Source organism: Lysobacter sp. FW306-1B-D06B (assembly GCF_038446665.1).
In the GTDB taxonomy this organism is placed as follows: Bacteria; Pseudomonadota; Gammaproteobacteria; order Xanthomonadales; family Xanthomonadaceae; genus Lysobacter_J.
This window is the reverse complement of the sequence record NZ_CP151802.1, coordinates 3,341,303-3,354,829: the sequence shown is the minus strand read 5'-3', so window position 1 is coordinate 3,354,829 and position 13,527 is coordinate 3,341,303. Positions and strand designations below refer to the sequence as shown.

Annotated in this window: 8 protein-coding genes and 1 pseudogene; 6 read left to right on the top strand and 3 right to left on the bottom strand. The window is 65.5% G+C overall.

All coding sequences use genetic code 11. The features are described 5' to 3' along the window. Positions 1–460: 460 nt before the first annotated feature. Both AAFF32_RS15560 and AAFF32_RS15555 read right to left on the bottom strand, forming a co-directional pair. Positions 461–1,564, bottom strand: coding sequence for a Glu/Leu/Phe/Val dehydrogenase dimerization domain-containing protein (locus AAFF32_RS15560; protein ID WP_216961997.1), 1,104 nt, complete (start codon positions 1,562–1,564; stop codon positions 461–463). Between the two features lie 188 nt (positions 1,565–1,752). Next, entirely contained in the window at positions 1,753–3,018 is a 1,266-nt protein-coding gene (locus AAFF32_RS15555; protein WP_342315686.1) for a 2OG-Fe(II) oxygenase, read from the bottom strand. A gap of 707 nt (positions 3,019–3,725) precedes the next feature. Here AAFF32_RS15555 and AAFF32_RS15550 point away from each other — a divergent pair. The 5 genes from AAFF32_RS15550 to AAFF32_RS15530 all read left to right on the top strand — a co-directional run bounded on the left by AAFF32_RS15550 (position 3,726) and on the right by AAFF32_RS15530 (position 11,206). Continuing rightward, positions 3,726–7,217, top strand: a complete 3,492-nt coding sequence (locus AAFF32_RS15550) for a methylmalonyl-CoA mutase family protein (RefSeq protein ID WP_342315685.1) — start codon at positions 3,726–3,728, stop codon at positions 7,215–7,217. A gap of 155 nt (positions 7,218–7,372) precedes the next feature. After that, positions 7,373–8,251 carry a hypothetical protein gene (locus tag AAFF32_RS15545; RefSeq protein WP_342315684.1) on the top strand — a complete coding sequence of 293 codons (879 nt, stop codon included), beginning with the start codon at positions 7,373–7,375 and terminating at the stop codon, positions 8,249–8,251. Positions 8,252–8,388: 137 nt separating this feature from the next. Then, positions 8,389–8,643 carry a hypothetical protein gene (locus tag AAFF32_RS15540; protein ID WP_342315683.1) on the top strand — a complete coding sequence of 85 codons (255 nt, stop codon included), beginning with the start codon at positions 8,389–8,391 and terminating at the stop codon, positions 8,641–8,643. A 659-nt stretch (positions 8,644–9,302) separates the two neighbouring features. Beyond that, entirely contained in the window at positions 9,303–10,448 is a 1,146-nt protein-coding gene (locus AAFF32_RS15535; protein ID WP_342315682.1) for an SDR family oxidoreductase, read from the top strand. A 287-nt stretch (positions 10,449–10,735) separates the two neighbouring features. Then, on the top strand, positions 10,736–11,206 hold the full coding sequence (locus AAFF32_RS15530; RefSeq protein ID WP_216961973.1) for a DUF1456 family protein: 471 nt from the start codon (positions 10,736–10,738) through the stop codon (positions 11,204–11,206). Between the two features lie 12 nt (positions 11,207–11,218). On the opposite strand, the pseudogene AAFF32_RS15525 reads toward AAFF32_RS15530, so the two are convergent. Next, positions 11,219–11,903: pseudogene (locus AAFF32_RS15525) on the bottom strand (RNA pseudouridine synthase). A gap of 227 nt (positions 11,904–12,130) precedes the next feature. Between AAFF32_RS15525 and AAFF32_RS15520 the strand changes: the two are divergent. After that, positions 12,131–13,492 (top strand): BamA/TamA family outer membrane protein, encoded by a 1,362-nt coding sequence (locus tag AAFF32_RS15520; protein WP_342315681.1) that lies wholly within the window; start codon positions 12,131–12,133, stop codon positions 13,490–13,492. Positions 13,493–13,527: the final 35 nt, after the last annotated feature.

Genomic DNA, 13,527 nt, shown 5'->3' with positions numbered 1-13,527 from the left:
GGGGTGTTCCACTTTGGACGATGGGCGCGCAGGCGTCTTTCGGAATAGCCTGAAAAACGCGGGCGTTAGGCGTCATGACGGTGGAAGGCCAGGACGCGGCCGTTACGCCCACCGCTCCCGTCATCCCGGCGAAGGCCGGGATCCAGGCAGTCACGCTTTCCGACTCGTCTCGTCATTCCAGCGAAAGCTGGAATCCATGTTGACGTTCGCTATTGCCGTTCGCGATTCCATCGGTCAGCAAAGCAAATGGATCCCAGCTTTCGCTGGGATGACGAAAGTAGGGACTGAAGACGTGACAGCCTGGATCCCGGCCCTTCGACAAGCTCAGGACAGGCCTTCGCCGGGATGACGGTTCCCCAAGGTTTGCGAAAACGGTGAAGGTCGTGCACTCCCAAAAGAAAACGCCCGGACAAGCCGGGCGTCATCTCGTTGCATCGTGCTGATGCCGTCGCAGACGGAATCAATGCCCGCCGCGAATACGGCCCTGGAAACGCGGAGCCGAACGGCCCAGCGGCAGCTTCAACTTGCCGATGGCGTTGATGCGCTCTTCGGCCAGACGATCGGCCGCGCGGTAGGTCGGGATCGCATCACGCTCGGCGATCTCGAAGATGCGCGCGAGGTTGTGATAGATCGTGCGCATCATGCGCATGGCGCGCTCGCGGTTGTAGCCGTCCAGCTCCAGCGCCACGTTCATCACGCCGCCCGCGTTCACCGCGTAATCCGGTGCGTACAGGATGCCGCGCTTGGCCACTTCGTCGCCGATGGCGTTGTTGGCCAGCTGGTTGTTGGCCGCGCCGCAGATGACCTTCGACTTCAGGCGGGGCAGGGTGTTCTCGTTGACGGTGCCGCCCAGCGCGCACGGCGAGTACACCTCGGCCGGGACGTCGTAGATCTCGTCCAGGCCCACGGCCTCGACGCCGTACTCGGACACGGCCTTGTCGACCAGCGCCTTGTTGATGTCGGTGGCGAAGATCTTCGCGCCGCGCTCCTTGAGCAGCTTCACGAACTCCATGCCCACATGGCCCAGGCCCTGCACGGCGTAGGAGTACTTGCCCACTTCCTCATCGCCGAAACGCTTGTTGAGCGTGGCCATCAGGCCCTGCAGCGTGCCGTAGGCGGTGAACGGCGACGGGTCGCCCGAACCACCGTGGACCTGGTGCACGCCGGTGACGTACTCGGTCTCGCGGTACACGTATTCCATGTCGTTGACGTCGATGCCAACGTCTTCGGCCGTGATGTAACGACCGCCCAGCGATTCGACGAACTGGCCGAACGCGCGGAACAACGCCTCGGACTTGTCGGCCGCCGGATCACCGATGATCACCGCCTTGCCGCCGCCGATGTTCAGGCCCGCGACCGCGTTCTTGTAGGTCATGCCGCGCGAGAGGCGGAGCACGTCGTTCAGCGCGTCCTGCTCGGTCTTGTACGGCCACATGCGCGTACCGCCGAGGGCCGGACCGAGCACGGTGTTGTGGATCGCGATGATGGCCTTCAGGCCCGCGTCCTTGTTGTGGCAAAACACGACCTGCTCGTGGCCGAAGGTGTCCAGGGTTTCGAAAATCATCGGGTGCTCCGCGTTGGCGCGAGGTGTTGCGCGTCGCGCTATACGCCAACTGTGATGGGTAAGTCGTTGAATCGAAATGGATTCGCCTCTGCGGCACAGGGGTGTGACCCCACCGCAGGCGCGACAGTCTAATGCAATCGGCGGATACGGACAGGTACGCCGACGGACGGCTTTGGGGCTTCGCCCGTTCAGAAATCGCGGTACCGCGCCTGGCGCAGCCAGAGGGTGGCCAGCCACTTAACGCCGTGCTCCACCGGCAGGCCCGCGTGGAGCGAATCCACATCCGGCGACCCGTCCGGATGGAGGTTGTCGAAGATCACCGCCCGGCCCGGGCGCGGCTGGACCTGCAATCCGGCGACCGGGAATTCCGTCTGCCCGCCGGCCTCGACGTCGTTGAGGTACACGCAGATGGTGCGCAGGCGGTTGCCGGCCTGCGGGCGGTCGGCTTCGATCGAACTGGGCGGGCGGTAGTCGCGGTGCGGGCGGTATTCCTGACCCGGCTCGTAACGCAGCACCACCAGATGCTCCGCGTGGTCCAGCGGCACCCCGGCGGCGGCCGCCATGCGCAGCTGCACCGCGCGAAGCGACAGGTCTTCCAGGATCGGATCGAGCGCGGCGTCGCTGCTGGTGCGGATTTCCTGCGCCACCGGCAGGCCCGTTTCCGGATCCAGCGTGCGCGAGCGTTGCAGGTGCGATTCGGCGTTGGCGATCAGCAGACGGCATTCCTCCGCGCTGAGCAGGCCATCGACCGTCATCACGTGCGGGCGCGTGGATTGCAGGCGCAGATCCGGCGCGCGTAACGCTTCTTCCATTTCGAGCATGCCCGGCGCGGTTTGCGACGGCGCGAACTCGGGCACGGTGATGTCCGGCAGCGGGCCGATGCCGCGCGCGCGCAGTTGCACGCGCAACTCGTGCGCGGCCCCGGGCTCGGGCTTGGCGCCTTCGCCGTGCATGAGGCGTTCGACGAACAACCGCGCCGCGACCACGTCGCCCAATCCCGTCGCGCGTTCCAGCAATTGAAGGCTGCGCAGCTGGTCGCCGGGGGCCGCCTTGCGGCCGAAATGCAGCGCCGCCGCGCGCAAGGCCGGCGGGTAGTCGGCGCGCACGGCGCGCAGCACGCGTTCGTTGATGCGGCCGTCGCGCGGCAACGTGCGTCCGCCCAGCGACATCAGCGCCAGGAAATAACTTGCGATCGGGCTGCCTGCGGCTTCCGCGCGCAGCAACCATTCGGCGGCGCGCGTCGGTTCGGCGCGACAGCCCACGCCGTACATCAGCATGCGCGCGTATTCGATCTGCGCATTCGCCAGCCCGGCTTCCGCCGCGCGGCGGTGCAGGGAGAACGCCTCTTCCATTTCGTGCCGCACCACCAGCGCCGAGGCCAACTGGTACAACGCCTGCGGCGACCCGTCGTGGGCGCGGCGGCGCAGTTCGAGGAGGGCGGCGTCTTCGTTCATGGCGTCACGCGGTGCGGGCCCGGGAGTGTAGCCAGAAAGCGACCCGTCTTTACCGAAGATGGCGGCATGGAGCAGGACGGCCTGCACGAGTGGCGGCGAAGGCCGCGTGCGCATTGTCGGGGTCGGGTCCTTCATGCCGTCGCTCCGTCCGGGAGACACCCCGGCGCGCCGGCTCCGCGGGGCAGCGGCGGCGAGTGGGGGTAAGGATTCAGACGTATCGAGCGGGGCAGGGCGGCCGGGGTCTTCAGCCGCTCTCCCGTCGGGAGAGGGTTGGGGTGAGGGGCGGGGTAAGCGGTGTGTCCCCGTCATCCCGGCGAAGGCCGGGACCCAGGCCCGTACGCCTTGCGCTCCATCGTCATCCCGTCGAAGGCCGGGGGCGTGGCAGTTCACTGTCATCCCGGCGAAGGCCGGGATCCAGGCCCTCACGCCTTAAGCCCCCGGCCCGTCATTCCAGCGAAAGCTGGAACCCATTTTGATCTTCCGCCGGGCTGCCCACGACGGCGAAAAGCAACATGGATTCCAGCTTTCGCTGGAATGACGAGACAGCGCGAAAGGGGCGCGGGCCTGGGTCCCGCCTTCGCCGGGATGACGGCAATCCGGACGGACGAACGACCTATCGGACGGGGCCGCTCCCGCGCCGCACAACAAGCCCCTAATCCCCCTCGGGCTACAATACGGATTCGACCGTTTCCGTATTTCGAGCGTCCATGAGCACCCCCGCGACCAACCTCCCTGAAGCCCAGACCGAGACCAGCCCGCTGCGGTTCGTCACCGCCGCCAGCCTGTTCGACGGGCACGACGCCGCCATCAACATCATGCGGCGCCTGATCCAGGGACAGGGCGCGGAAGTGATCCACCTCGGCCACAACCGTTCGGTGGAAGACGTCGTCCGCGCCGCGTTGCAGGAAGACGCCGACGGCATCGCCCTGTCGTCCTACCAGGGCGGCCACGTCGAGTACTTCAAGTACATGGTCGACATGCTGAAAGAACGCGGCGCCGGCCACATCCGCGTCTTCGGCGGCGGCGGCGGCACCATCACGCCGGAAGAGATCCGCGAACTCCAGTCCTACGGCGTCGAACGCATCTACCACCCCAACGACGGCATGCACATGGGCCTCGTGGCGATGATCGAGGATGTCATCCGTCGCGCCGGCGAGGGCCGCAAGTCCGCCGAGCATCCCGACAAGACCGCTGCCATCGATGACGAAATCAGCATCGGCCGCACCCTCAGCGCCATCGAAGAAGGCGTGTTCGACGAAGCCCAGCTCGCGCACCTGCGCAAGCAGTGGCAGCTGGCCGGCGGCAAGACGCCCGTCGTCGGCATCACCGGCACCGGCGGCGCCGGCAAGTCGTCGGTCACCGACGAACTGCTCAACCGGTTCCTCGCCAGCTTCCCGGAGATGCGCATCGCCGTGATCTCCGTCGACCCCACGCGTCGCCGCACCGGTGGCGCGCTGCTGGGCGACCGCATCCGCATGAACTCGCTGCGTTCCAAGCGCGTCTACATGCGTTCGATGGCCACGCGCCGTCAGCACGCCGCCACCAACACGGTGTTGAAGGACTGCATCGGGTTCCTCAAGGGCCTGGGCTACGACCTGGTCATCGTCGAAACCGCCGGCATCGGCCAGAGCGATTCGGAAATCGTCGACCTCGTCGATTTCCCCATGTACGTCATGACCAGCGACTTCGGCGCGCCGAGCCAGCTGGAGAAGATCGACATGCTCGACTTCGCCGAACTCGTCGTGCTGAACAAGTTCGACAAGCGCGGCGCCGAAGACGCCCTGCGCGACGTGCGCAAGCAGTGGAAGCGCAACCGCGTAGCCTTCACGACCAAGGACGAAGACGTCCCGGTCTACCCGACCATTGCCTCCCAGTTCAACGACCCCGGCATCAGCTGGATGTTCGCCAACCTGTGCCGCCTGCTGCGCGAGAAGCTGCAACTGCCGGCCGACAAGTGGACGCCGGAACTCGACACCTCGCTGAAGGAACCGCGCGCCACCGTGCTGATTCCCGGCGCGCGCGTGCGTTACCTCGCCGAGATCGCCGAGCAGGGCCGCGGCATCAACGCGAAGATCGAAACGCAGGCCGAGACCGCCGACCGCGCGCAGAGCTACTGGCAATCGCTGCACGACCTGGGTGACGCCGCGCTGCCGAAGGCGCTGGATCTGTACGACTCCGCGCACCTTCTCAACGACACCGTTCGCCCTGAGCGTAGCCCGCAGGGCGAAGTCGAAGGGCAGCCCGTCGACCGCACCCTCCTCACCCTCCGCCAGCGCTACAACGACGCCGTGCAGTCGCTCACGTCCGAAGCGCTGAAGCTCCTGCGCGACTGGCCCGCGCGCTTGAAGTCCATCACGGACGAAGTCAACGAATACCAGGTCCGCGACAAGACCATCCGCGTCGAGAACTACCGCGAATCGCTGTCGCACCAGAAGATCCCGAAGATCGCCGCGCCCACCTACAAGAGCTGGGGCGAACTGCTGACCTTCCTGCAGAAGGAAAACCTGCCGGGCTACTACCCGTACACCGGCGGCGTGTACCCGTACCGCCGCACCGGCGAAGACCCCATCCGCATGTTCGCCGGCGAAGGCACGCCGGAGCGCACCAACCGCCGCTTCCATTACCTGTCCGTCGGCCAGCCGGCCGCGCGCCTGTCCACCGCGTTCGACAGCGTCACGCTCTACGGCGAAGACCCCGCCGTGCGCCCGGACATCTTCGGCAAGATCGGCAACTCCGGCGTCAACATCGCCACGCTGGACGACATGAAGAAGCTGTACTCCGGCTTCGACCTGTGCGCGCCCAGCACCTCGGTGTCGATGACCATCAACGGCCCGGCGCCGATCATCCTGGCGATGTTCATGAACACCGCCATCGACCAGCAGGTCGAGAAGTACCTGCGCGCCGACCAGCACCGCTGGGACGAAGCGCACGACAAGATCGAAAAAATGTTCGAAGGCCGCAAGCGCCCCGAATACAGCGGCATGCTGCCCGAAACCAACGACGGCCTCGGCCTGGGCCTGCTGGGTGTCACCGGCGACCAGATCGTCGACGCCGAGACCTACGCAAACATCAAGGCGCAGACGCTCGCCACCGTGCGCGGCACCGTGCAGGCCGACATCCTGAAGGAAGACCAGGCGCAGAACACCTGCATCTTCAGCACCGAGTTCGCCCTGCGCATGATGGGCGACATCCAGCAGTACTTCGTGGACAAGAACGTCCGCAACTTCTACTCGGTGTCCATCAGCGGTTACCACATCGCCGAAGCCGGCGCGAACCCGATCAGCCAGCTGGCCTTCACGCTCAGCAACGGCTTCACCATCGTGGAGTACTACCTCGCGCGCGGCATGAAGATCGACGACTTCGCGCCCAACCTGTCGTTCTTCTTCAGCAACGGCATGGACCCGGAATACACCGTCATCGGCCGCGTCGCCCGCCGCATCTGGGCCCGCGCCATGCGCGAGCGCTACGGCGCCTCCGCACGCAGCCAGATGATGAAGTACCACATCCAGACCAGCGGCCGGTCCCTGCACGCGCAGGAAATCCAGTTCAACGACATCCGCACCACGCTGCAAGCCCTGTACGCGCTGTTCGACAACTGCAACAGCCTGCACACCAACGCTTACGACGAAGCCATCACCACGCCCACGGAAGAAAGCGTGCGCCGCGCCGTCGCCATCCAGATGATCATCAACAAGGAGCTGGGGCTCAACTTCAACGAGAACCCCTGGCAGGGCAGCTTCATCGTCGACAAGCTCACCGACATCGTCGAAGAAGCCGTCTACAAGGAATTCGAAGCCATCAGCGAACGCGGCGGCGTGCTGGGCGCCATGGACACCATGTACCAGCGCGGCAAGATCCAGGAAGAAAGCCTGTACTACGAGCACAAGAAGCACGACGGCAGCCTCCCGCTGATCGGCGTCAACACCTTCCTGCCCAAGGACCACGGCGGCGACATCGTCACCGAGATCGAACTGATCCGCTCCACCGAAAGCGAGAAGGGCCAGCAGATTGATAACGTGGCCGGGTATCAGGGCAACCGCAATGGGTTTGCGGCCGAGGGGCTGAAGTCGCTACAGGCTACGGCCCGCGAGCGGCGGAATGTGTTTACCAGCCTGATGGAGGCAGTTAAGACGCATTCTTTGGGACAGATCAGCCATGCGCTGTATGACGTCGGTGGGGAGTACCGCAGGAATATGTAATTGGTCCTGTCCACCGCACACTGGGAGGCCCGCTTCGGCGGGCCTTCATTTTTTGTGCACTCGGTCGCTAAACTCGGGTGGACGAGGGGGCGGTAGAGGTTGCGCCGGCAGGCGTGGCCATTCGCGCGCTTCAATGAGGCTGAAGGGGACAGTTGATGATCAATGGATTTCGTGTCAAGAGCCTGAAGGCAATCGCCGATTCGGGTGCGCTGCCTTTGGTGAGAATTAACGTGCTCGTCGGCAAGAACAGCGCCGGAAAGAGCAGCCTTCTGCGCTTCTTCCCACTTCTCCGCCAAAGCGTGGAGCAAAGGACAAAAGGTCCGATCCTGTGGTACGGGAGGTTTGTCGATTTCGGCAGTTTTCAGAACGTCATCAACGCAAAGGAGCCTTCTAGGACGATTGAGTTTCAGTTCCAGATGACTCTTACGGGTCGAACTGACCGAGGCTGGTACGACGACCGCTATGTTCCGAGAAGTGATAGCCAAGCGAACATTCACGGGGCGCTCGAGAATGTGCGAGTTTCATTGGTGCTGGGCCAGGGCGCTTCGGATGAGGTTGGCCAGGTCAAAGAAGTTGGTATCGACCTCGGATCGGACTCAATCAAGATTCGATTTCTCACGAGCTCTTGGGTAGAAAGCGTCTCGATAAATGGCGTTGAGGTAAAACTCCCTCCAGAAAAGCGATGGCATTCGAGGCAGGGAAAGCTCCTGCCCATAGTCTCAGTATTGATTGGGCAGAGCGTCGAGGAAGGTAAAGAGACTCGTCAAGTCTACTTCATGGAGGATGAGCCCTTCCTGCAAGACCTGATCGCTGCGTTGTTGAACATTCCCCATGGAAACACGTCTACCGAACGCATGACTCGCGATCTATTGCGGGAGTCGTCCGCTACGACTAAGGCTTATTGCCCGCCCACAACTGCCCCAACAAACTCGCTCGCAAGGAGAGTCGAAGCTCCGGCAAGTAGCGGTAACCCGCCATCGAAACATAGGCGGGTTTCTTATGCCCGAATCTCGGGCATGTGTCCGGCGCAGTGAAGTTCCGCGTCGGGAGGGCGGCTAATACAACACCTCGCAAGAGGAAATACGCCCGCCGACTACTTGCGGCTTCGAACCTCCCGACACCTTGCGCCGAATCCCCGGCGCAAGCCCGGCTGGTTTGCTGGAGACACCGCATGAGCAAGGACACACTCGCCATCCCCGCCGCGTTCCGCGGCTACCTGCTGCCCCGTTCCGCCCACGACTCGTTGATCGCCACGCGCGAAGAGCTGTACATGCTTTCGCACTTCACCGAACCCCGCTGCGACCCCGCCGGCTACTTCGTCGTCCGACCTGAAGGCCTGTGCGCGCTGTTCGGACGCCTGGGACGGTACCTCGACGACGTGCTCTCCACCGTCGTCCTGCACGGGCCGGACTTCGACGACGAGTAACGCGCCCACGGCCCACGCCATCGTGAGCCGACCACGCGTAGCCCGGGTAAGCGAAGCGCACCCGGGTTCTCCGTCGACGCAGCACAAACTCCAACGCAACCCCGGGTGCGGCCTTTGGCCTTACCCGGGCTACCGCGGCGGCGGAGCGCTTTCGGAATCTTCTTGTATGTCGAGCCTCCAGGAATCGCTAGTTTCGTGCTTGGCTTGTGATCACTGCGCTGGATTTCACGACAAGACTGACTCGCCGGGCCTGCCTTCGTTGGAGAACGTGATGACGAGATCCGTCGTTGCTGTGCTTTGCTTCTTCGCGGTGCTGCTGGCCTCCATTCCGCTTCAACAGTGGGTGCCGTCAGAGTGGTACGTGCTGTCCCTGGCGGTTGTTGCCGGATCTGTTTGGCTCGTTGTTCCGTTGGTCGAAGGGTTCAAGCGCAGACGCCGAAAGTAGGTAAGCCACAGGGGCGGCCAGCGTGTTCCCGGCGTAAGGGCGCGTAAGAGCGCCCCCGGTGCGACGTCGGCCTCACCCGGCCTACCAACCGTGCACATCGACACATTGACGCCCCCACGCCGGGGCGAATTAGAGTTACTGCGTTTGCACCCGCAGAAGGCCAGCCGAAGGGCAGGGCGCCTGCCGGTCCGCCCGCCCAACCCGGAGCCACGCAATGACCACCCGCCGTGACCTGCTGAAGTTCAGCGCACTTGCCGCCGCCGCGGCCGCGCTGCCGTCGTTCGCATTCGCGCAGGGCAACAAGCCCGTGGGGAAGGCGGCCAAGCCGCTGAACATCCTCATCCTCGGCGGCACCGGGTTCACCGGGCCGTTCCAGGTGAACTACGCGCTGGCGCGCGGGCACAAGGTGACGCTGTTCAATCGCGGCAAGAAGCCGACTCCGGAGTGGCCGGGAGAGGTAGAGCAGCTGTTCGGCGATCGCAACACGGGCGACCTCAAGTCGCTGCAAGGGCGCAAGTGGGACGTGTGCATCGACAACCCCACCAGCCTGCCGTTTTGGGCGCGCGACGCCGGCAAGGTGCTGGCCGGAAACGTGGGGCACTACCTCTTCATCTCCACCATCTCGGTGTATGCCGACGGCAGCAAGCCCGGCATCGACGAGGACGATGCGCTCGCCGTCTACAAGGGCAAAGACGCGATGGCCGAAACGCAGGAGTCGCTGCGCGCCGACATCGAAAACCTGTACGGCCCGCTCAAGGCACTGAGCGAGGCCGAAGCGCACAAGCAATTCGGCAAGCGCGTGACGATCGTGCGGCCGGGTTACATCGTTGGTCCGCGTGATGAGACCGATCGCTTCACCTACTGGCCGCACCGCGTAGCGCAGGGCGGCGAAATGCTGGTGCCGGGCGATGGCCTCGACCCCGTGCAGGTCATCGACGGCCGCGATCTGGGCGAATGGATGATCCGTCTGGCGGAGGCGGGCACGCTGGGCGCCTTCAATGCCGTCGGCCCGGAAAAACCGTTGACCATGGACGCGATGTTGCGCACCTGCCAGAAGGTCACGGGCGGAAAGCCGAAATACACGCATGTCACGCCGGAGTTCCTGGAAGAGAAGAAGGTTCCGGAATTGCCCATCTGGGTGTCGCGAAAGAGCGGTCCGTATGCGGGCTACGGCGCGGTCAGCAATGCGCGTGCGATCCAGGCCGGGCTCACCTACCGCCCACTCGAAACCACGGTCACCGACCTGATGGCCTGGTTCCGCAGCCAACCGGCCGAACGCCAGGCGACGCTGCGCGCTGGCCTTACTCGCGAGCAGGAAGCGGACTTGCTCAAGGCGTGGCATGCGGGGAAGAGCGCATAGGCGGTAGCGTCATGTAGCCCGGGTAAGCGAAGCGCACCCGGGATCGAGCCACGTCACGCGCCCCGGGTGCGGCCTTCGGCCTTACCCGGGCTACTCGCTGCTCGACACGCATCCGGCAAGCGTGATGTACCTGAGGGTTGGATCCCCGCCTTCGCGGAGATGACGGCGGTCAGGTAGTCCACGACGGGCTACGGGCTTGCATGCGCTGCGTCGCGGCACGCCCCACGCCCCGTCACGGCGCAGTGCCCTAAACTAGTCGCCCCACGCAGCAAACCGTTCCAAGCCCCATGATCACCAACGACGTTCTGCGCAGCATCCGCTACATGCTGGACCTCAGCGATCAGCGGGTCGTGGAGATCACCCAGCTGGCCGATCCGGCATTCACGCTCGACAAGGCCGACGTGCAGGCGTTCCTGCGCCGCGAAGACGATCCCGACTACGCCGATTGCAGCGATGCCGTGCTCGCGCGCTTCCTCGACGGGCTGGTGGTGTACTGCCGTGGCCGCGATGAAAGCCTGCCGGTGCGCCCGCCGGAGAAGCGCGTCACCAACAACGTGGTGCTGAAGAAGCTGCGGGTCGCGTTCGAGTTGAAGGATGTCGACATGCACGCGGTGTTCGAATCCGCGGGCTGGCCGGTGTCCAAGCCGGAACTGACGGCGCTGTTCCGCCAGCCGGGCCATCCCAATTACCGCCCGTGCGGCGACCAGCTGCTGCGCAACTTCCTGAAGGGCCTGACGATGCGCGTGCGCGGCGACTGACGCGGCTTCGCGCTAGAACCGCACGCCCACCGGCAGGTAACGCCACTGGCCGGGCGGCATCTTCGCCAGCGACACCTTGCCGATGCGCAGGCGCCGCATCGCCACCACTTGCAGGCCCACCTGTGCGCACATGTCCGGGATCTGCCCGGGCTGCACGTCTGACCTTGCACGGCGCCAGCTCGCGCCCCTGGTAACGCAGGCCGTGGTTGAGGCGGCGCAGGCCGTACGGCGCGATCTCGCCGGAGACCTCGACGACGTACTCCTGCTCGATCTGCGCGGCGTCTTCGGTGAGCCGGCGCCACACGCGGCCGTCCTGGGTCAGCACCATCAGCCCGCTGGCCTGCGTCTCCAGCGGCACCAGTGGCGTCAGACGAACCAGATGGCGTCGCAGCGGGCGCACTTCGCTCGGATCGTCGGTCCAGCGCGTGTCCGGCGTGACCAGCGCGGCCGCCGGCTGATGGCCGGCGATCGCATCGAAACCAACCGGCTTGTGAAGCAGCACGGTGGCGGGCTCGGGTGCCTCCAGCACGGCGTCCGGATCGAGTTCGACGCGTTCGTCCGTCACCGGGTGCTGCGGCGCCTCGACGACGTGGCCGTCCACCCGCACCCAGCCGTTCTCGATGTAGTGCTCGGCATCGGCGCGCGAACACCCGACCAGTTCGGCCACGCGCTTGGAGAGTCGGACGGGATCGCTCATGGGGGTGCCTCGGTGGGGGCGCGTACTTTGGCACACGTAGCGGGCGCGTACCGGAATGCGGCGGGCTGGATCGGCGCGGAGGCGGCGCCCGCGCGGAAGGGTGGGTGATACGCGCCACTTCGCACCTGCGTGGCCGTCGAGCATCGCGGCATCGCCATAACCCCTCGCGGCGTACACTCCGCGCGACGGGCCAGGTCGACGGCCCCGTGGCCTCCCGGAGGCCGTGAATGCTCAGCGTCGGGCACCAGGATGGCCGCAAGCACGGCACGCCCACCGTGATGCGCCGCAGCGTGAAGTCAGCCGCGTCGGCGTTGCTCGCATTCACGTTTGCAAACGGTGTGCTTCCACCGACGGCATGGGCACAGGAAGCGGACGCGTCACAGCCCCGCATCGTCGAAATCCGCCTCGTCGGCAACGACAAGACGCGCGACAAGGTGATCCTGCGCGAACTCGCGCTGGCACCGGGCGATGTCGCCGACCCTGTCGCGATCGAAGACGGCCGCCAGGCGGTGCAGGATCTGGGGCTGTTCCGCCAGGTCGAAGCGACCACGCATCCCGTACCGGGCGGTGTGGCGCTGGAACTGAAGATGCGCGAGAAGTATTTCCTGCTGCCGATTCCGCGCCTGGACGCCAGTTCCGACCGCGACGTCAGTTACGGCGCGCAGTTGCGCTGGGACAACGTGTGGGGCCTCAACCATCGGCTCGACATCACGGCGGAGAAGGGCGACTTCCCCGAGGAGCGCGACCGGCGCAAGGAAACCAGCGTGCAGCTGAGCTACCGCGCGCCGTACATTTTCGACAGTCCGTACGAACTGCGCACGCGGCTGGAGTGGATCGACCGCGAGACGCCGGTGATCGACCCGCTCACCAACGAGGTCACCGACGACACGTTCGACGAAACCTTCGAGCAGGTCGAAGTGATCGCCACGCGCGACCTGCGCACGGGGCGCCCGCGCGATGGCTGGATCGTCGGCGGCGGACTGTTCTGGAAACGGCAGGACGTGTCCGGCGAGTTCGCGCCGCCGCCCGACGGCCAGGCCATCGCCTTGGTCGGCACGGCGACGTTCGACGACCTGCGCTACCACATCTACAGCGACACGGGGCGGCGATTCTCCGCGCGCATCGAAGCGGCGGGCGAAGGCCTGGGTTCGGACTACGACTACACGCGCACCACCGTGAACTACTTCCAGTCGAACGCGCTCGGCGACACACCGCACCAGACGCTGCACGTGCTGGGCAGCGCCGGCGTGCTGACCGGCGGGCCCGGCAGCCGCAACGAGTTCTCGCTGGGCGGCTCGGGGCGCATGCGCGGCTACGACTCGGATTTCCTCGAAGGCGATCGCTACTACTACGGCTCGGTTGAGTATCTGCGTCCGATCAAGTGGAACTGGCTGCGCTTGCTGGCGTTCGTCGAAGTCGGCGGTTCCGGCGACGATCGCGAAGGTCTGCGTGACGATTCGCCCTACGCCGATGTGGGCCTGGGCGTGCGCATCCGCTTGACCTGGTTCGTCAACATCGAAATCGAGCTCGGATGGGCCTATCCGCTGCGCGGCGGCGAAGGCGCGAACTTCTTCGCTGGCGGCAACTGACGGCGATGCGCCTGCGCGCAGTGGCGGGCCGGGCG

What these genes read in the sequence shown, in the direction of transcription:
- AAFF32_RS15560 (WP_216961997.1), bottom strand. Translation starts at nt 1,564, where the DNA reads ATGATTTTCGAAACCCTGGACACCTTCGGCCACGAGCAGGTCGTGTTT.
- AAFF32_RS15555 (WP_342315686.1), bottom strand. Translation starts at nt 3,018, where the DNA reads ATGAACGAAGACGCCGCCCTCCTCGAACTGCGCCGCCGCGCCCACGAC.
- AAFF32_RS15550 (WP_342315685.1), top strand. Translation starts at nt 3,726, where the DNA reads ATGAGCACCCCCGCGACCAACCTCCCTGAAGCCCAGACCGAGACCAGC.
- AAFF32_RS15545 (WP_342315684.1), top strand. Translation starts at nt 7,373, where the DNA reads ATGATCAATGGATTTCGTGTCAAGAGCCTGAAGGCAATCGCCGATTCG.
- AAFF32_RS15540 (WP_342315683.1), top strand. Translation starts at nt 8,389, where the DNA reads ATGAGCAAGGACACACTCGCCATCCCCGCCGCGTTCCGCGGCTACCTG.
- AAFF32_RS15535 (WP_342315682.1), top strand. Translation starts at nt 9,303, where the DNA reads ATGACCACCCGCCGTGACCTGCTGAAGTTCAGCGCACTTGCCGCCGCC.
- AAFF32_RS15530 (WP_216961973.1), top strand. Translation starts at nt 10,736, where the DNA reads ATGATCACCAACGACGTTCTGCGCAGCATCCGCTACATGCTGGACCTC.
- AAFF32_RS15520 (WP_342315681.1), top strand. Translation starts at nt 12,131, where the DNA reads ATGCTCAGCGTCGGGCACCAGGATGGCCGCAAGCACGGCACGCCCACC.